The 18,859-nt window shown below is 27.6% G+C and carries 16 protein-coding genes and 1 riboswitch; of the genes, 12 read left to right on the forward strand and 4 right to left on the reverse strand.

The genetic code is table 11. The features are described from left to right. Positions 1 to 669: 669 nt before the first annotated feature. Entirely contained in the window at positions 670 to 1,032 is a 363-nt protein-coding gene (locus ACY1IQ_RS11835; protein ID WP_461614109.1) for a hypothetical protein, read from the forward strand. A 350-nt stretch (positions 1,033 to 1,382) separates the two neighbouring features. Beyond that, positions 1,383 to 3,086 carry a phospho-sugar mutase gene (locus tag ACY1IQ_RS11840; RefSeq protein WP_461614110.1) on the forward strand — a complete coding sequence of 568 codons (1,704 nt, stop codon included), beginning with the start codon at positions 1,383 to 1,385 and terminating at the stop codon, positions 3,084 to 3,086. Between the two features lie 147 nt (positions 3,087 to 3,233). Here the strand turns inward: ACY1IQ_RS11840 and ACY1IQ_RS11845 are convergent, their stop codons facing one another. Beyond that, positions 3,234 to 3,500, reverse strand: a complete 267-nt coding sequence (locus tag ACY1IQ_RS11845) for a hypothetical protein (protein WP_461614111.1) — start codon at positions 3,498 to 3,500, stop codon at positions 3,234 to 3,236. A gap of 244 nt (positions 3,501 to 3,744) precedes the next feature. On the opposite strand from ACY1IQ_RS11845, the gene ACY1IQ_RS11850 reads away from it, so the two are divergent. From ACY1IQ_RS11850 to ACY1IQ_RS11870, 5 genes are all read left to right on the forward strand, one after another. Beyond that, a complete protein-coding gene (locus ACY1IQ_RS11850; RefSeq protein ID WP_461614112.1) occupies positions 3,745 to 5,175 on the forward strand; it encodes an oligosaccharide flippase family protein in 1,431 nt (476 codons plus the stop codon). Positions 5,176 to 5,627: 452 nt separating this feature from the next. Further along, a complete protein-coding gene (locus ACY1IQ_RS11855) occupies positions 5,628 to 7,061 on the forward strand; it encodes a lipopolysaccharide biosynthesis protein (protein ID WP_461614113.1) in 1,434 nt (477 codons plus the stop codon). Between the two features lie 80 nt (positions 7,062 to 7,141). Then, positions 7,142 to 7,244, forward strand: a riboswitch (SAM riboswitch). A gap of 326 nt (positions 7,245 to 7,570) precedes the next feature. Beyond that, on the forward strand, positions 7,571 to 8,536 hold the full coding sequence (locus ACY1IQ_RS11860; protein WP_461614125.1) for a methionine ABC transporter ATP-binding protein: 966 nt from the start codon (positions 7,571 to 7,573) through the stop codon (positions 8,534 to 8,536). Beyond that, positions 8,529 to 9,188 (forward strand): methionine ABC transporter permease, encoded by a 660-nt coding sequence (locus tag ACY1IQ_RS11865; RefSeq protein WP_461614114.1) that lies wholly within the window; start codon positions 8,529 to 8,531, stop codon positions 9,186 to 9,188. Before ACY1IQ_RS11860 ends, ACY1IQ_RS11865 begins: the two co-directional genes overlap by 8 nt. Before the next feature lie 16 nt (positions 9,189 to 9,204). After that, the gene (locus ACY1IQ_RS11870) at positions 9,205 to 9,993 is read left to right on the forward strand and encodes a MetQ/NlpA family ABC transporter substrate-binding protein (protein WP_461614115.1); all 789 of its coding nucleotides are present in this window, start codon (positions 9,205 to 9,207) and stop codon (positions 9,991 to 9,993) included. Positions 9,994 to 10,169: 176 nt separating this feature from the next. On the opposite strand, the gene ACY1IQ_RS11875 is transcribed toward ACY1IQ_RS11870, so the two are convergent. Beyond that, positions 10,170 to 11,531: a short-chain fatty acid transporter gene (locus ACY1IQ_RS11875; RefSeq protein ID WP_461614116.1), complete on the reverse strand. Its 1,362-nt coding sequence runs from the start codon at positions 11,529 to 11,531 to the stop codon at positions 10,170 to 10,172. A 371-nt stretch (positions 11,532 to 11,902) separates the two neighbouring features. Here ACY1IQ_RS11875 and ACY1IQ_RS11880 point away from each other — a divergent pair, with 371 nt between their 5' ends. The 4 genes from ACY1IQ_RS11880 (at position 11,903) to ACY1IQ_RS11895 (ending at position 16,196) form a co-directional block, all read left to right on the forward strand. After that, positions 11,903 to 12,259 (forward strand): DUF2089 domain-containing protein, encoded by a 357-nt coding sequence (locus ACY1IQ_RS11880; protein ID WP_039635092.1) that lies wholly within the window; start codon positions 11,903 to 11,905, stop codon positions 12,257 to 12,259. A gap of 26 nt (positions 12,260 to 12,285) precedes the next feature. After that, entirely contained in the window at positions 12,286 to 12,657 is a 372-nt protein-coding gene (locus ACY1IQ_RS11885; RefSeq protein ID WP_461614117.1) for an SHOCT-like domain-containing protein, read from the forward strand. 622 nt (positions 12,658 to 13,279) lie between these two features. After that, positions 13,280 to 14,839, forward strand: coding sequence for an AbgT family transporter (locus ACY1IQ_RS11890; RefSeq protein ID WP_461614118.1), 1,560 nt, complete (start codon positions 13,280 to 13,282; stop codon positions 14,837 to 14,839). A gap of 247 nt (positions 14,840 to 15,086) precedes the next feature. After that, on the forward strand, positions 15,087 to 16,196 hold the full coding sequence (locus tag ACY1IQ_RS11895; RefSeq protein WP_461614119.1) for a M20/M25/M40 family metallo-hydrolase: 1,110 nt from the start codon (positions 15,087 to 15,089) through the stop codon (positions 16,194 to 16,196). 51 nt (positions 16,197 to 16,247) lie between these two features. Here the strand turns inward: ACY1IQ_RS11895 and ACY1IQ_RS11900 are convergent, their stop codons facing one another. Both ACY1IQ_RS11900 and ACY1IQ_RS11905 read right to left on the reverse strand, forming a co-directional pair. Further along, positions 16,248 to 16,823, reverse strand: a complete 576-nt coding sequence (locus ACY1IQ_RS11900) for a cyclase family protein (protein ID WP_461614120.1) — start codon at positions 16,821 to 16,823, stop codon at positions 16,248 to 16,250. Continuing rightward, positions 16,813 to 17,343 (reverse strand): MarR family transcriptional regulator, encoded by a 531-nt coding sequence (locus ACY1IQ_RS11905; RefSeq protein WP_461614126.1) that lies wholly within the window; start codon positions 17,341 to 17,343, stop codon positions 16,813 to 16,815. Before ACY1IQ_RS11905 ends, ACY1IQ_RS11900 begins: the two co-directional genes overlap by 11 nt. A gap of 249 nt (positions 17,344 to 17,592) precedes the next feature. Between ACY1IQ_RS11905 and ACY1IQ_RS11910 the strand changes: the two genes are divergently transcribed. Further along, the gene (locus ACY1IQ_RS11910; protein WP_461614121.1) at positions 17,593 to 18,660 is read left to right on the forward strand and encodes a mannose-1-phosphate guanylyltransferase; all 1,068 of its coding nucleotides are present in this window, start codon (positions 17,593 to 17,595) and stop codon (positions 18,658 to 18,660) included. Positions 18,661 to 18,859: the final 199 nt, after the last annotated feature.

Here is an 18,859-nt window from a genome sequence, read left to right on the forward strand (position 1 = left end):
AATTATTAGCATTTTTTATATGCTTTAACTTTTTATTAAGTTTAAAATGTATTTTAAATATATTGTATTTAACAGTTATAATTATGGAATATGCATTATGAATTGATTATTGTTAGAGGGGAATAATATTATATACATATAAACTACCTTAAAACTTAATGTATATCTCTATAGCATTTTAATTCACAATTCACAATGCAAAATGCATAATTAAGGTGGAAATTATTTTTGATAAAAATAATTTCTTTAATGGATTTTTTAACTAGCAATACAATTGCTAGTGTTTTATTATAGGGATGAACAGTGTTCGTCAATTCTCAATTGCATAAATATAAGCTAAAACAATTTGTTAACACAATTTTATGAGTGTATAGGTTAAATTTAGGAGTGGTACATCTATATAGTATATATTTAGTTTTTTCGGATTACTTTAAAAGTAAGATGAATATTTGAATTTAAAAGAATATAACTGAAAAATGCTTAAAAAGTTTATTTTAAAAAGGTTGAATCATTAAAAGCAATAATTAATATTGCGAAAGGATAACTAAAAGGATTAGAATAAATCATATATAGATGTAATATTTAAAATTTTAATGTAAATATAATGAAGAAAAATGGGTAATAAAGTACTTACTTTTCTTTAATTTAGAAATAAAGGAGCTTCAAGATATGAATAATAGGGAAGACATATTATGGTTAATGTTTAAGAATAGTGATGGAGAAAAGATTAAAGTTGGAGAACTTGTAAAGAAAGAATCTAAATTCTACTTTAAATATGATGTTGAAGGTGTAAAAAAAGCAATAGATTATGGATTTACACCACTTCCAAGCCTACCTAGAATAAATTCAGAGTATTTTAGAGAAGAAATGTTTAGAACTTTTGCTGATAGGGTAGAAGCAAGATTATTAAACGATGAAGAAATTTTTGATTTAATAAAAAGTACAGGTGCAAAGCTTGATGAGGATGAGTTAGAGTTTTTTAATCCTGAAATAAAAGAAGAAGTTGAAGAAGCTGAAAAGAAAGTAGAATAGTTAAAATAATATTTTGTGGAAAATATGAAATATTTTGGCGTTTTTTCATATACTGGTATAAGAAACATGTACTTCAATGCGTACATGTTTCTTTTCTCTATAGCAATTGATGCTTTTATTTTAAATAAGATATGTTTAAAAAGTAATTGAACAGTATACTAAAATATTTTATGTAAATATTACAGTTGTAGATATTGTTCGGCAGAGCTATATCAATAAAGTCTGAATTATTGCATGAAACAAAATATTCATTATACTTTTGATTAGTTATTTTGAACATCTATATAGTAAATAAAGTTTAGTAACAGTTTTTAAATATAGCTTTTTATTAATTAAAATTAGGAGGAAATATGCTATATAAAGAAAAGTATAATTTATGGTTGAATTCTAATTCAATAGATGAAAAAACAAAGCTTGAGCTTAAAGGTATTGATGAAAATGAAATAAAGGATAGATTTTACAAGGATTTAAATTTTGGTACTGGAGGATTAAGGGGAATTATAGGGGCAGGTACTAATAGATTAAATATTTATACTATAGGCAAGGTAACAGAAGGTTTAAGCAATTATCTAACAAAAAAATATAAAGAAAATATTTCGGTAGCTATAGCATACGATTCAAGGCATATGTCTTATGAATTCTCAGAATTTGCAGCTAGAGTTTTTTGTGGAAATAATATAAAGGTATATATATTTGATACTTTAACTTCAACACCTATTCTTTCTTATGCCGTTAGGGAATTAAATTGTAAAGCTGGTATAGTTATCACTGCTTCTCACAATCCTAAAGAATATAACGGTTATAAAGTTTATAATGAAAGTGGAGTTCAAATAACTGATAAAGCAGCAGAAGAAATTCTATACCATATTAGTTTAATTAAAGATTTCGATGATATAAAAAAGATTTCAAAGAATGAGGCTTTAAACAAAGGGCTATTAAATTACATTGGAGAAGATATATATTCTTCTTATTTACAAAAGGTTAAAAATGTAACTATAAGAAAGCAATTAATAAAAGAAAATAGTAAAGAATTAAATATTATTTATACTCCTTTGCATGGTTCAGGAAATGTTCCTATTAGAAGATTGCTTAAGGAACTAGGTTATAAAAATACTTTTGTAGTTAAAGATCAGGAAAAACCTAATGGAGATTTTCCAACGGCACCTTATCCTAATCCAGAGAATCCTAAGGTTTTTAATATAGCCTTAGAAATGGCTAAAGATATTAATCCTGATGTTATATTAGGGACAGACCCTGATTGTGACAGAATAGGGGTAATGACAAAATGTAGCACAGGAGAATATAAACTATTAACAGGAAATGAATTAGGAACACTTTTAAGTCATTATATTTTAACTTCATTAAGAGAAATAAAAGAGATTCCTTCTAATGGGGTAATAATTAAAACCATTGTAACTACAGACATGGTTAAACCTATTGGTAAAGAGTTTGGAGTAGAAATTTTAGAAGTTCTTACAGGCTTTAAGTATATAGGCGAGCTTATTGAGGAATTAGAGAGCAAAAAATTTATTTTTGGATTTGAAGAAAGTTATGGATATTTATGTGGAGATTTTGTAAGAGATAAAGATGGAATAATTGGTGCAATGCTTGTATGTGAGATGGCACTTTATTATAAAACTAAAGGTATATCATTATATGAGGTTTTAACAAAGCTTTATGAAGAATATGGATATTATAAAGAAGAATTAATATCTTTAGAGTTTAATGGAATTGAAGGAGTAAATAAAATTAATAATATAATGAATTCTTTCAGAAAAGATATAACTCGCATAAGTAAATACAATGTAAAAGAAATTGAAGACTATAAATTAGGATTTGCTAAGACTTTAGAGAATAATAATATAAAAAATATAAGTTTACCAAAATCAAATGTCATTAAGTTTATATTGGAAGATGACTCTTGGATTGTTATAAGACCTTCTGGTACAGAACCTAAGATAAAGATTTATATATCAGCCAGAGGGAATTCTCTTAAATCTTGTGAAGAAAAATTAAATAATTTAAAACAATATGTAATGAATAAGTTAGAGTGAATAGTTAAAAATAAATTTTATACTTTAGAAATTAAAAAATATTTTATCATTTAAAAATATTTTTTGATTCTATATAATATAAAAAACGTGAGTTTGAAAGCTCACGTTTTTTATATTAGGTAAATTTATGAAATGAAATTCTTATTCTTAATACTTTGAATAGTATTCATAATCATTATGTATATAGTTTACATCTTTACTATCAATAGATAGATCTTCGTGAAATTCATGTAAATATACATTGGTATTAAAATCATAAGTACAATGATCTTCTACAGGTAAATAATCATAAGTCAAATCTTTTGCTATATCTTTTTTTTCATAAGATGATTCAATGTCATAGGAGATATTATGAAGACCATTATGGCTTTCAAACTCCAGTGGATAAACTAGAGGAATGGATTTTTTCTTCACGAGAAAACCTCCTTAATATGCTTTATAACTATATATTGCTCAAAATATAAAGAATTTATGTATAAAGCTTAAAATTTTGTAGAAAAGGGTTTAAAGAACAAAAGTAGAATATAGGTATAAAAGTTATAGAATAATTATGTTTAAACTAAGCCTTATAGTTTAGTTTATTTTTTAATATTATAAAATTAAAGTCCCCATTATTTTTTATAATGGATTTTACTAGATAGGATTTAGGAGTTTAATTATGAGTAAGAATAATTTATTTAAGAAGTTTTTATCTTTTTCTATTGGAAGCTGGATAGCTATTATAATAGGATTTATTCAAGCACCGCTTGTTACGAGGCTTATAGGTCCTTACGATTTGGGCGGTTTTGAAATATTCGGAATGTATACAAGTGTTGCTATGGCATGTATTATTTGTGGTACTGATAGTGCTTTTATTAGATTTTTTTATGATGAAGATGAAAAGTATAGAAAAAATTTGCTTTTTAATTGTTTAAAAATACCTTTTATAGCTAATCTTTTTTCTATATTATTTTTGATTATATTCGGAAATGCTATTAGTTCATATTTATTTGAAGGTAATAAAAGAATAATTATACTATTAGGACTGCATACTACTTTCTTAATACTTAATAGGTTTTCTACAACGATAATTAGAATGAAACAAAAAGGAAAAACTTTTTCTGCATTAGTAGTAGCACAAAAAATTTCAAATTTAATTTTTATAATAGTTTATAGCATTAGCTATGGTAGTGATTTTATGACTTTAGCATATGCCTCCTTTTTCTCAAATCTAGTAGTTACACTTATTGCTATATTAGTAGAATTAGATATATGGAATCCTTTCACTTTAAAAAAGTACCAGAATGGCAAAACTCAAAAAGAAATTTTAAGTTATGGATTTCCATTAGCATTTACAACGTTAATATCTATCTTATTTCAATTAACAGATAAGGGGACTATAGAATATTTTTGTGGAAGAACAGAAGTTGGAATCTATGGTTCAGCAGGTTTTGTCATAGTGTTAATTGATATAGTTAAAAACTCTTTTTCAACCTTTTGGACACCTGTTGCTTTTGAAAAATATAAGAAGGAGCCGGAAAATGTAAGATTTTTTGAGGATGTAAATCAAATTATAACAATAGTTATGTTTTTAGGAGGAATACTCTTAATACTTTTTAGAGATGTAATAATATTTATTCTTGGTCCAGAGTATAGAACAGCTAGATTTATTATTCCATTTTTAACACTTATGCCAATAATGTATACCATATCTGAAACTACTGTTATAGGAATTAATTTTCTTAAAAATCCTAAGGCTCATATTCATATTTCAGTAGTGTGCTGTATATTAAATTTAATAGGAAACATTATATTAGTTCCTATTTATGGGGGGAAAGGAGCTGCCATTTCTACAGGACTTTCTAATATAATATTTTTTATAATGAGAACTTTTATCTCGTTAAAGCATTTTAAAGTCAATTATCACTTGAAAAAATTTTCAATTATGACATTAGCATTTAGCTCCTATATATTATATGCTACTTTTAATAAAGCAAATATGACTTACATATTTATAGGAATTGGAGAGCTTTTATTACTATATTTCCTTTATAAAGATTATATAAATAGAGGAGTATTGGCATTTAATAAAAGCTATATTAAGAAATAGTTTTTTATATACTACAGAAAGATTAAAAGCATCTTAATTTATTGTATGAAAAATTAAGATGCTTTAACTAATTAGGAATTGGCGGTTGACAATTATGGACATTTCTCAGTTTTACTGAGAAATTTAGAATTAATTTATTTTTTAAGTTACACAGTAACTTCTTATAAAAACTAGCATTTATATTCTTAATAAAAAGTTAGTTAAAGAAATTATTCGTAAAGAGTTAATTTCAACCTCAATTGTCAATTGTCCATCGTCAATTCTCCATTGATAAAGTTGTTAATTAAAATATTTAAAGGCACAGCTATACTTAGATATACAATAACTTTTTAATCATTATGACTATATGTTAAGAGAACTAAAATATTGACATAATAATATAGAAGTATAAAATAAAGTTATATGTCTTTTAAGGCAACTATAAAGAGAACGTTAAATGAAGGAGAACTATTATGAAGAAGAATAGTTTGATAAGTAAGTTTTTATCTTTTTCCATTGGAAGTTGGATTAGCATTCTTATAGCAGTTTTAACAACTCCTATAACTACTAGACTTTTATCGCCAGAGGAATTTGGTAAATTTTCAATGTTTGAGTTATACACAAATATAACGATGGCTTTTATAATTTGTGGAATAGACCAAGCCTTTGTTAGATTTTTTTATGAAGAGAAAGAAGAGGACAGAAAGAACTTACTCTTTAGTTGTTTAAAAATTCCTTTTATACTAAATATAGCTTCTATATTAATATTGGTTTTATTTGGAAAACAAATATCTAACTATTTATTTGGAGAGTATAGTATAAGAATAATTATATTATTAATAGTACATACAACATTTCTAATACTTAATAGATTTGCAACTATGCTAATTAGAATGCAGCAAAAGGGAAAAACATATTCTGCACTTTTAATAGCACAGAAAGTTTCAAATTTAATATTTATACTTCTATCAGCAGGATTTTTTAACAGAGATTTTAGAACATTAGCTTATGCAGCTTTTTTCTCTAATCTTGTAGTCACATTGGTGGGGGTAGTAGTAGAACTCAATTATTGGAACATATTTACCTTAAATAAAAAAGATTATAAGAGAAGTCAGAAAGAAATATTAGAATATGGAATACCATTGTTATTTACTTTTGTAATCACTTGGCTTTTCCAATCAGCAGATAAGATAGCAATTAAACATTTTAATGACTTGAATGAAGTTGGAATATATGGATCAGCTTTTAAAATTATTTCTATATTAAATATAATTCAAAGTTCTTTTACAACATTTTGGGTTCCAGTAGCATTTGAGCGTTATGAAAAAGACCCTAATGATACAAAGTTTTTTGAGAAGATGAATTTATTAATAACAGTGGTAATGATGCTTGGAGGCATACTTCTAATATTATTTAGAGATTTAATAATATTATTGCTTGGTAAAGAATATAGAAGTGCTATTTTCTTAATTCCATTCTTAAGTTTTATGCCAATAATGTACACAATCTCCGAGACTACTGTTATGGGAATTAATTTTCTTAAAAATCCTAGATCACATATATACATTGCAGCAGTATCATGCATAACTAATATAATAGGTAATATTATATTAGTACCTATATATGGTGCAAAAGGTGCAGCTATTTCAACAGGAATTTCTTATATAATATTCTTTGCTATGAGAACTTTCATATCTTTAAAACATTTTAAAGTTAATTATCATATAAAGGAATTCTCTATAATGACTGTAGCATTAACACTCTATGTATTGTACTCAACCTTTATGGAAGTCAACTTAACCTATATATTGATAGGAATAGGTGAAATTGGTCTTCTACTATTTGTATATAGAGATTATGTAGGTGGGGGAATAAAAAAATTTAAAGCAAAATTGAAAAAGAATTAAAAAGTTTTAAAAAAGTACTTGAAATAAATCCAAAATAGATATAAAATGATAAAAAAGAAAAAATTAATAATAGATACTAAATCTTATTAAGAGCGGTGGAGGGACTGGCCCTATGAAGCCCGGCAACCAGTACGTTATGTACATTGGTGCTAAATCCTGCAACATTATGTTGAGAGATGAGGATGCTTTGGTATATCAAGCCCGAGGATTTCCTCGGGCTTTAATTTATTTATTCGCGAATAATATTTATTATACAATATTTACTATTTATGGATAATACTTATTATCTAATGTATGTAAGATAAAACAATTAATTAATATACAATATCTATTTTTTACTAGTAAGATATAAAGTTTGACTTAAGTTTGAGTTATGGCTCTATTCTGATGAAATAATAAAATGAAAACTGTAGTAATACATAAGTTTTTAGTAATATTAAGAATTATTTTTAATTATGAAATAGATGTACTCTATACCGAATTGTGTAATGAAAAAAGGGGTGATACTTTTGATAGAAATTCTGTCAGTAGAAAAAAGCTTCGGAGACTTAAAAGTACTGAAGGATATAAACTTAAAGATAAATAGAGGAGAAATATTTGGCATAGTTGGACATAGTGGTGTAGGTAAGTCTACATTACTAAGATGTCTAAATAAACTAGAGGAGTATGATAGTGGCACTATAAAAATAGAAAATAGGGAAATAAATAATTTGCAAGGCAAGGAACTGAGAGAGTTTAGAAGAAATTTAGGAATGATTTTTCAAAACTTTTCTCTTCTTGAAAGGAAAACTGTATTTGAAAATATTGCGTTACCATTGGAATGTTGGGGATTTGATAAGAACTATATAAAATCAAAAGTCTTAGAACTATTAAAGGTAGTTAATTTAGAAGAAAAAATTAATTCTAAACCTAAAGAGCTTAGTGGAGGACAAAAACAAAGAGTAGCAATAGCTAGGGCATTAGCTTTAGACCCACATATACTTTTATGTGATGAAGCAACTTCTGCATTAGATCCAAAAACAACTAAGGATATACTAAATCTTCTTAGAAAGATTAATGAAAAACTTAACATAACCATAATTATAGTTACTCATCAAATGGAAGTGATAAGAGAAGTTTGTAATAGGGTTGCAATTATGGAAAGTGGAGAAGTAGTAGAAATGGGAGAAGTTGAAGAACTTTTCATAAAGCCTCCTAAAGCTTTAAAGAGATTAATAGGAGAGGAAGATATTGTTCCAGATAGTGGAGTAAATATAAGATTATTTTTCCCTAAAGAGACATCAAATGAAAGTATTATAACTTCTATGGCAAGAGAATTAAATATCGATATGTCTATAGTATGGGGAAAACTTGAAAGGTTTAGAGACGACGTGTTAGGAAGTCTCGTAATTAATATTGATAATTGTAATAAAGAAAAAGTTATTAATTATCTTTCAAGTAAAAATATATCTTGGGAGGTGATTAATAATGAGTAGTGAGATTATAACCTTACTAAAAGATATATTATTAAAGGGTTTTTTAGAGACTTTATACATGGTATTTTGGTCTACACTATTTGCTGTAGTGCTAGGATTTTTATTAGCATTAGTATTAACAGTTACTAAGAGAAAGGGATTAAGACCTAATAGATTAATATACAAAGCTCTAGATGTGGTTATAAATATTTTAAGATCATTTCCTTTTATAATATTAATAATAGCTATAATCCCTTTAACTAAAGTTTTAACAGGATCAATAATTGGTGAAAAAGCAGCAATTGTACCTTTAACTATAGGAGCAGCGCCTTTTGTTGCAAGGGTAGTAGAGTCAGCGTTAAATGAGGTAGATAAATCATTGATAGAAGCAGCAAAATCCTTTGGAGCTAGCAATCTTCAAATATTATTTAAGGTAATAGTAAAGGAAGCTATGCCTTCTATAATATCGGCTATAACTTTAACTACAATCACCATTATAGGATATTCAGCAATGGCTGGCGCAGTAGGGGCAGGAGGATTAGGTTCTGTTGCTATAATGTACGGATATAATATGTTTAATGATAAGGTAATGATATATACGATTATTGTATTAATACTTTTAGTACAATGCATTCAATCTTTTGGAAATATAGTTTATAAGAAATTGAAGTAATAGGGAGGTAATTTAAATGAAAAAAATTTTATCAGTAGTATTAAGTGGATTATTAATCTTTACATTAGGAGCATGTGGAAAAAAAGTTGATAGTAAAAAAATAACAATAGGTGCAACAGCAGTACCTCATGCGGAAATATTAGAGGAAGTTAAACCAATATTAAAAGAAAAAGGATATGAACTTGAAATTAAAGTTTTTTCTGACTATGTATTACCTAATAGAGCATTGGAAGATGGTGAGCTGAATGCAAACTTTTTTCAACATATTCCATATCTCGAAGAATTCAATAAAAATCATAAAACTAATATAGTTGCCTTAAATAAAATTCATTTAGAGCCATTAGGGTTATATTCAAAGAAAATAAAAAGCTTAGATGAATTAAAAGACGGTATAACTATAACAATACCAAATGATCCTACTAATGGATCAAGAGCATTAAAACTATTAGAGGAAAATAAAATTATAAAACTTCAAAACAAAGATTTGGTTTCTAAATTAGATATAGTAGAAAATCCTAAGAATATAAAGATACAAGAAATAGAGGCACCTCAACTTTCAAGAACTTTAGATGATGTAGAAGCTTCTATAATTAATACAAATTATGCTTTACAAGCCAATTTAAATCCTACTAAAGATGCCATAGTAATTGAAGATAAGGAATCACCTTATTCTAATGTAATAGCAGTTAAAAGTGGAGATGAAGATAAAGAAGAGATAAAAGCTCTATGCGAAGCTATAACTTCAGAAAAAATTAAAAAATTTATAGAAGAAAAATATAATGGAAGCATAATACCTTCATTTTAAAATAATTATATATATATATAATTAAGCCTAAGATTTTAATCTCAGGCTTTTTTACTTATATTACATGAATCTACATTGCAGTAAATAGAAATAGTACAAATATGTAATCATAGATTTAATAAAAAGAAGGGACAGTTAAGACTATCCCTTTAAATGTTAGAAAAAAGCCAATTGTTTTAGAATATGATACCACACAATAGGAATCCAGCTGTTATTATTAATCCTGAGTATATAAGGTCAACTAGACAGTATCCCATTATGTCCTTAGCACCTAATCCAGCAATTCCTAAAGCTGGCAATGCCCAGAATGGTTGTATCATATTTGTCCATGCATCACCCCATGCAATAGACATAGAGGTTATTGCAGGAGATACTCCTAAAGCTTGACCAGCAGGTAGCATAATAGGAGCTTGGACTGCCCATTGTCCACCTCCAGAAGGAACAAAGAAGTTAACTATACCTGCACTTAGAAAAGAAAATACAGGGAAAGTAACTCTATTTGAAATTGAAACAAAGCCGGTTGAAATTAATCCAGCAACTGAAACGCCAAGTGAATTTTCTCCAATCATCATTCCAGTAAGTCCAGCATAGAATGGAAATTGTAGTAAAATACCAGAAGCACCTTTTGCAGCGTCTGATATAGCGGCTACATAATTTTTAGGTGTTTTATGAAGTAAAACTCCTAAAAATAGGAATATAGTGTTAACAATATCAAGATTTAAATTAAATCCATTTTCTATAAAGTAATAAATTATATAAGAAAAACCAAGTAAACACAAAACTATTGAAATTACAGGACTATTTTCAATTTTATCAGCAGGAGTCATATCAACAGCGCTAGCAACTTCAACCTTAGCCTCTTCTAATAAAGAAGGATCAATAACTACTGTTTCTTTTTCACTGGGATGCATTGCTCTATTTATTAAAGGTAAGGTTAGAAATAAAACGATTACAATTCCAAGCATAATAGGATTAAAAATAGTTTCACTAGTAGGTATAGGAGCATTGATTACTCCTTGAGTAAGTTTTTTTACATCCTCTCCACCACTAGCAATTGTTAGTGGGATTGATCCAGAAAGTCCTGCATGCCAAACTAAAAAGCCAGAATAAGCAGAAGCAATCAGTAAACGATAGTCTACCTTTTTTACAACTTTAGCAATTTCTTTTGCAAATATTGCTCCTATAACAAGACCAAAGCCCCAATTTATGCAACAAGCTAACAAAGATACCATGGTAACAGTTATGATTGCTTGAAAAGGTGTTTTGGGAATTCGTGCTAGTCTTTTAAGTAGCTTATTAAATGCAGGTGCATTAGCTAAAGCATGTCCAAGTACAAGTACTAAAGCCATTTGCATTGAGAAGGCAAGTAGGGTCCAGAAACCATTACCCCAATGTTTTACCATATCTAACGGACTTTGTTTAGTTAAGAATATTCCTAGGATGAAAACAATAAAAGTAAGTGCTGAAGCAAAGATAAATGGATCAGGTAAATACTTCTGTACTAACTTAACACAGCCGTTAGTAAATTTTTTAAACATAAATATCCCCCCTATAATATGATTTTTATAACTAGTTCATATAGATTATAACTCTTTGTTAACTTATTATCAATATACAGATTACATAAATAATGTAAATATTTAGAATATAATGTATTTAATTGATGAATAAACATATATTATTGTTCTATAATAAATTTTTACTATGAAACTTATTTCAGTATAAGAATATATATTATAATAAATTAATTTATCATAAAGTATGAACTATAAAAATTAATATTATTAATAAATAAATTAATAATATTAACTTATTTGATAGTTTTAATTAAAATGTTTAAAATATATATTGAAAAATATAAAATGTATAGTATAATTAAATTATAAAACAATAAATGGAAGTGATTACTATGTACAAACTTATAAGTAAATGTCCGGTATGTGCTTCTAACCTTAAAATCACAAGATTAAAATGTAACACATGCAATACAGTAATAGAAAATGAATTTGATTTACCAGCTATAAACTACTTGAATGATGAACAAATACATTTTATGGAGGTATTTTTAAAGTGTAGAGGAAGTATTAAGGATGTTGAGAAAGAATTAAAAATATCTTATCCAACAGTAAGAGCAAAACTTGATGATGTAGTAGAAGCACTGGGGTACAAATTAGCTAGAAAGAATGATAGCAATGATGACATATTAAATATGTTAGAGCTAGGAGAAATTACAGCAGAACAGGCAATAGAAATGCTAAAAAAGTAATTGAATAATATTGGGGAGTGTTAATTATGAATGAAGAAGTATTAAGGATTACAAAAATGATTTCTGAAAACAAAATTACTGCTGAGGAGGGGGCTAAGCTTATTCAATCACTTAATAATGATAAAAGTGAAATTATTATTCAAAATAAATTTGATAAATTGGAAAAAAGCTTAAAAATCAAAGTTACTTCTCAGAAAGATAATAGTGATAAGGTAAATATGAGTATACCTTTAAAGGTAATTAAAGCTTTTGGAAATTCTATAAAAAATATACCACAGTTACAGGAAAATGGTGTAGATGTAGGTGCAATTATGGAAGCTATTGATTCAGGAATAGAAGGAACTATTGTTGATATTAAAAGTGAGAATGGAGATACAGTAGAGGTTTATATAGAATGATAAAAACTTAAATTCAATAATTTTTTATCTTTAATTCTTAATTTTTAATCCATAGTAAAAAAATTTGTAAAGGTACTAAAAGAATCGAGAAGATTAAATATTGTTGATATCTTAAATAAAGATAGAGAAAAGTAAAAGTTAATTTGTATTTGTAAGAAGCTAATGTAATATTTTTGAAAATATTACATTAGCTTTTTATATTCTGATTATAATTTTTAGAAAATACAGTTAATTAGAATATTCAAACTAAAGAATAAGATAAAGATACAACCTTTATATATCTTAAAATATAAAATAATATTACCTTTTATACAGTATTGTTTATATATATAATACAGTATTTGATACGTCATAATACTTTAAAATGTTGAACTAAATGTACTACTAATTTACATATAATCTAATTTATAGTACAATTAATTTATTTTTAATATAATTTATATTTTTAAAATTTTTTTGACAATAAAATGGATTGACTAGGGGAAAGTCATATGATAATATTCTAATATCAGTAGCACTTTTGTATGAATTTGTCGAAAATTCGTACAAGCTATTAAGTAATGGATTACATTTAAGAATGTTTAATCTATTTGAACAAAAAATAAAATATTAGGAGGTAATTATGGCTGAAAAGAAAAGAAAAAGTTTGTTTCAAAAATTTCTTGACGGTGTAGAAAAAGCTGGAAATGCACTGCCGCACCCAGTAACAATCTTCTTTATACTATGTGTTATTGTTATGATAGTATCACATATTTGTTATAAAGCTGAAGTGGCTGTTAATTTCACAAAAATCGCAAAAAATGATGCAGGAGTTTATGAAGCTAAAGATACAATAGTTAGTGTAGTTAGCTTATTGACACCAGATGGAATAAGATACATGTTTGAAAATGCTGTTACTAACTTTACAGGATTTGCTCCATTAGGAACAGTACTAGTTGCAATGCTAGGAGTTGGAGTTGCAGAAGGTACAGGACTTATATCAACATTAATTAGAAAATTAGTTTTATCAACTCCTAAAAGTTTAATAACAGCAGTTGTTGTATTTGCAGGTATAATGTCAAACATAGCATCAGATGCAGGATACATAGTTCTAATACCATTAGGCGCCTTAATATTCGCAAGTTTTAAAAGAAATCCACTTGCTGGTATTGCAGCTGCTTTTGCAGGGGTTTCTGGAGGATTTAGCGCTAACTTAATTATAGGAACTATTGACCCATTATTAGGTGGTATAAGTACGGAAGCTGCTAAAATGATAGATCCAACTTATACAGTAGGACCAATGGCAAACTGGGCATTTATGTTTGTGTCTACATTCTTAATCACAATATTAGGTACATTAGTAACTGAGAAAATTGTTGAGCCAAGACTTGGTGAATACAAAGGAAACTCAGCGGAAATAAAACTAGATAAAATAAGTAAAGAAGAAAAAAGAGGACTTTTATTTGCTGGAATTGCATTCCTATTATTTATAGGAGCATTATGTTTATTATTAATACCAGCTAACGGTATATTAAGAAATCCTGAAACAGGAGAAATTCTTGGACACTCTCCATTTATGAACGGAATAGTATTTATAATAATGTTATTCTTCTTCATACCAGCAGTTGGATATGGTATAGGCTCAGGAACAATAAAAAATGATAAACAAATTGTAAGTGCTATGTCTAAAGCAATGGCAAGCATGGGTGGATATTTGGTACTTGCTTTCGCGGCTTCTCAATTTATAGCTTACTTTAACTATACTCAATTAGGTACAGTATTAGCAGTAAAAGGAGCAGCATTCTTAGAAGCATTAAAATTTAAAGGTCTACCATTAATAGTTGCCTTTGTATTATTATCAGGATTCATAAATCTGTTTATGGGTTCAGCTTCTGCTAAATGGGCAATCATGGCGCCAGTATTTGTACCAATGTTTATGAAGCTTGGTTTCTCTCCAGAGTTAACTCAAGTTGCATATAGAATAGGAGATTCATCAACAAACATTATATCACCGCTTATGAGTTACTTTGCGTTCATAGTAACAACAGCGCAAGTTTATGATGAAGAGTCAGGAATAGGTACATTAATATCTATGATGCTTCCGTATACATTAATATTCTTATTAGGATGGACAGTATTATTAATAGTTTGGTACCTGCTAGGATTTAACTTAGGACCAGGAGCACCATTATTCTTTGGATAAAAATTAAAGGCACTGTATGGTGCCTTTTTCTTTAATTCACAATTTACAATTATGGATATTTCTCAGTGGAAACTAAGAAATTTATAATTGATTCTGTAGCGGCGAACAGTGTTCGCCACGTAATAACTAGCAATTATATTGCTAGTTTAAAACAAATTTGAAGAAATTATTTTATATAAAAATAATTTCAACCTCAATTGTCAATTGTCCATTTTCAATTGTCAATTGATTAAAGATGGAGGATGTTATGGTAAATAGAGATAGAATAGTAACCGAGTTTTTAAAATATGTTCAAATTGACAGTGAAACTAAAAATGAAAAACAGTTTGCAGATTTTATAGCAAATGAACTTAGAGAAATTGGGCTAGAAGTGACAATTGATGATGCAGGAGAAAAAGTAGGTTCAAATACTGGAAACGTTATAGGTAAGCTTGCAGGAACAAAAGATGTAGAACCAATATTATTCAGTTGTCACTTGGATACAGTGTCTCCAGGAAATGATATAAAACCTATTATAAAAGATGATATTATATATAGTGATGGAACAACTATATTAGGTGGAGATGATAAAGCAGGAATAGCTGCTGTAGTTGAAGCGTTAAGAGTTATAAAAGAAAACAATATAGAGCATGGACCAATTGAAATAGCATTCACAATCTATGAGGAAGGCGGATTATTTGGTTCTAAAAATTTAGATTATAGTAAGTTAAATTCTAAATTAGGATTTGTGCTTGATAGCGGTGGAGAACCAGGAAAAATTATAGTTAAAGGACCTGCTCAAGATAAAATAACAGCAGTAGTAAAAGGAAGACCTGCTCACGCTGGTGTTTGTCCAGAAGAAGGAATAAGTGCTATAGAAGTAGCTTCACATGCTATAAGTAATATGAAATTACTTAGAATTGATGAAGATACAACTGCTAATATAGGTTCAATGATTGCAGATGGTCCTACAAATATAGTATCACCAGAATTAACTATAAAGGCTGAAGCTAGAAGTTTAGTTAATGAAAAATTAGATAAACAATCAGAACATATGGTTAAATGTTTAAAAGATGCTGCAGAAAAATTTGGTGCAGAAGTTGATATAGATGTACAAAGAATGTATGGTGCATTTTCTGTAGAAGAAAGTGATAGAATAGTTGAGATTGTAAAAAATGCTTCTAGCAGCTTAGGATTTCCAATATCAATTGCTGCCACAGGTGGTGGAAGTGATACAAATGTATTAAATGCTAATGGAATAAAAGCAGTAAACTTAGGAATAGGGGAAAGAAAGCCTCATACATTGGAGGAGCATTTACACATAAAAGATTTGATAGATTCCACTAAATTAATTATAGAGATAATAAAGTCTATATAAGGCGTCTTCAATAAAAAATCTTAGAGAAAATTTCTCTAAGATTTTTTTACTTTAAACTTCAGCAATTACCCTGCAACAAAGTCCTGACATTCCTTCTACGTTTATTGGGTAGGTATGAACCTTAAATTCTTTATTAATTGTCTTCTCTAACAATATTTCTAAATTGTCAAGATTTTCAATAACAAATACATTATTATCAGCACAATATTGATCTGTTTTTACATGCTCAGAAGGTTTTCTTATTCCTGCTGTATCTATACCAATTATACTTACTTTCTTATTAAGAAGGCATTGAATTAGCTTTTCAGATAATTCAGGATAGTCTTTAAAATATTCCTTTGTACCATATCCTTTTTCTTTTAAAGATCCTGTATAAAACATTACAAAATCATTTTCTTTTATTGCTGTTATATCTATATCGTCTATTTCAATTTCCCTATCTTTAATATGACCTACATCAAATACTTTTCCATTTCTTTCAGTGTTATCCAACGAGAATTCTTTATCCATAACATCAAAATGAGTTCCTATATGGCCTAATATTGTCATTTTTTTGTTTTCTGAAGCTTCATTCCAAAGCTTATTCCACATGTCTTTGCTTATTTTAACAGTTAAATCAATCTTCATATATATCTAACTCCTTAATTTTATTTTCTAAATGATGATTAAACTCTTCTAAGAATTTAATTATAATATCTTGTTCTTCTTCTTTTATTTGCTGAAAAAATTCTAGATCTCTTTTTTCATAATCTTTATGTGCTTTTTCATGTTTTACATAAATTTCTTTTCCAAGGTCGGTGAGTGCAAAATATATCTCTTTTTTATTGTCTGGCTTTTGATATTTTGTTATTACATTTTGCTCCAACATTCTTTTAGTCATTTTACTGATGGCTCCCCTTGTCATATCTAGAGCTTCTGATAATTTAGTAACATTGGGATCCTCTATTTTTCCTATTAAATCAATACAGTGTACTTCTGAAAGCCGAAAATCATTGAAATATCCATGAATGTCTGTAAGCTTACCTAATAAATCTTGTTTTTCATATACTTGTTTAAAATTATGGAAAAGAACATGTGACTTATTAATAATATTACCTCCTTTTACTTCAAAAAAGTTTCCCGGGAAACAATTTAAGTATATGTGAATTTTGTTTCTTTGTCAACAAAAACTAAAATAAATTATAAATATAAATAAAAAATAATTTAATCCCTTTAATTATATTAAAATAACTAACTAATTGAATAAGAATTATAAATTAAAAACCTTATTAAAGTTTCAGCATTATAAAAAATATTTATAACTTTATATGGAATAGAATATAAATTTATCCGTTATTATCACAAAAAAACAGAAGATATCATAGTATGAAATTAAGCAATATGTAAAGGTGATATTTTGTTGTACGCATTAATTCTGGCAGGTGGAAAAGGAACAAGATTGTATCCCTTATCAAGAGCTAATAATCCCAAGCAGTTTTTAAAAACTGTGAACAATAAGAGTTTTTTAAGAAATACTGTAGATAGAATTAAGCCAATAGTAAGTAAAGAAAATATCTTTGTTGTTACAAATCAAGAATATATTGATAAGATATATGAAGAATTGCCTGAAATAAGCAAGGAGAATGTATTTATAGAACCGGCGAATAAAGAAACTGCAACTTGTATAGGGTTGTCTGCTGTTAAATTGTTAAAGAAAGATAAAGATGCTGTTATGGTAGTATTACCATCGGACCACTATATAGAAGGTGAAAAGCAATTTATCGACACTTTAAATCAGGCAATTGAGATAGCAGAAAAAAAGAGAGGATTGGTTACTATAGGGGTAAATCCTACAAGACCAGAAACTGGTTATGGATACATTGAAATGGGTAAACCTATAGGGGGAAATATTCCAACCTTCAAAGTTGAAAGATTTACTGAAAAGCCTAATATTGAAGTTGCTAAGGATTTTTTATTAAAAGGAACCTATCTTTGGAATAGCGGTATGTTTGTATGGAGGGCAGATGTATATTTAAGAGAAATGGAAAAATATCTTCCTAAGATGCATAGCTGTATAACGGAGATTTATATGCATATAGGTGAAGAATATGAGGAGGATATTATTAAGGAACAGTATAACCTTATAGACGGAATATCTGTAGATTTTGGAATAATGCAGAAGACTCGTAAGGCTTATGTGATAAAATGTGAATTTACTTGGGATGACATAGGTAGCTTTGCAGCACTTACGAGATTTTTAAAGTGCTATAGAGGAAATAGTATATCTGGACCAGCTTTTTTGAATAGTAGTGAAAACTGCTCTGTATTTGGAGGTAAAAATTTAATTATTGGCTTTGGGCTTAAGGACTTAGTTATTGTAGATGCTGGGGATGTTATATTGGTAATGGACAAATCTAAAGATCAAGAAATAAAGCATTTATTAAATGAAATTAAAGAAGAAGAGGATTTAAGGGGATTCTTATAAAAATATATATGGATAATTTTATGATAAAATAAAGGGCAAGGAATTAAAAATTACAGAAACTTCTCAAGTATATTGAGAAGTTTAAGATATTTTAAGAAAAGTGACAAAGTCACTTTTCTTTATTTATAATGAATTTTTCAAAGCTAATAAGGTAATATTTATAGTTTATTTTCTAAAGGATTTAGTACTTTTATAATTT

Source organism: Clostridium sp. Marseille-QA1073 (genome assembly GCF_054863625.1).

Coding starts and splice junctions, on each gene's coding strand:
- ACY1IQ_RS11865 (WP_461614114.1), top strand. CDS start 8,529: ATGAGTAGTGAGATTATAACCTTACTAAAAGATATATTATTAAAGGGT.
- ACY1IQ_RS11900 (WP_461614120.1), bottom strand. CDS start 16,823: ATGAAGATTGATTTAACTGTTAAAATAAGCAAAGACATGTGGAATAAG.
- ACY1IQ_RS11840 (WP_461614110.1), top strand. CDS start 1,383: ATGCTATATAAAGAAAAGTATAATTTATGGTTGAATTCTAATTCAATA.
- ACY1IQ_RS11880 (WP_039635092.1), top strand. CDS start 11,903: ATGTACAAACTTATAAGTAAATGTCCGGTATGTGCTTCTAACCTTAAA.
- ACY1IQ_RS11890 (WP_461614118.1), top strand. CDS start 13,280: ATGGCTGAAAAGAAAAGAAAAAGTTTGTTTCAAAAATTTCTTGACGGT.
- ACY1IQ_RS11870 (WP_461614115.1), top strand. CDS start 9,205: ATGAAAAAAATTTTATCAGTAGTATTAAGTGGATTATTAATCTTTACA.
- ACY1IQ_RS11895 (WP_461614119.1), top strand. CDS start 15,087: ATGGTAAATAGAGATAGAATAGTAACCGAGTTTTTAAAATATGTTCAA.
- ACY1IQ_RS11855 (WP_461614113.1), top strand. CDS start 5,628: ATGAAGAAGAATAGTTTGATAAGTAAGTTTTTATCTTTTTCCATTGGA.
- ACY1IQ_RS11850 (WP_461614112.1), top strand. CDS start 3,745: ATGAGTAAGAATAATTTATTTAAGAAGTTTTTATCTTTTTCTATTGGA.
- ACY1IQ_RS11835 (WP_461614109.1), top strand. CDS start 670: ATGAATAATAGGGAAGACATATTATGGTTAATGTTTAAGAATAGTGAT.
- ACY1IQ_RS11885 (WP_461614117.1), top strand. CDS start 12,286: ATGAATGAAGAAGTATTAAGGATTACAAAAATGATTTCTGAAAACAAA.
- ACY1IQ_RS11875 (WP_461614116.1), bottom strand. CDS start 11,531: ATGTTTAAAAAATTTACTAACGGCTGTGTTAAGTTAGTACAGAAGTAT.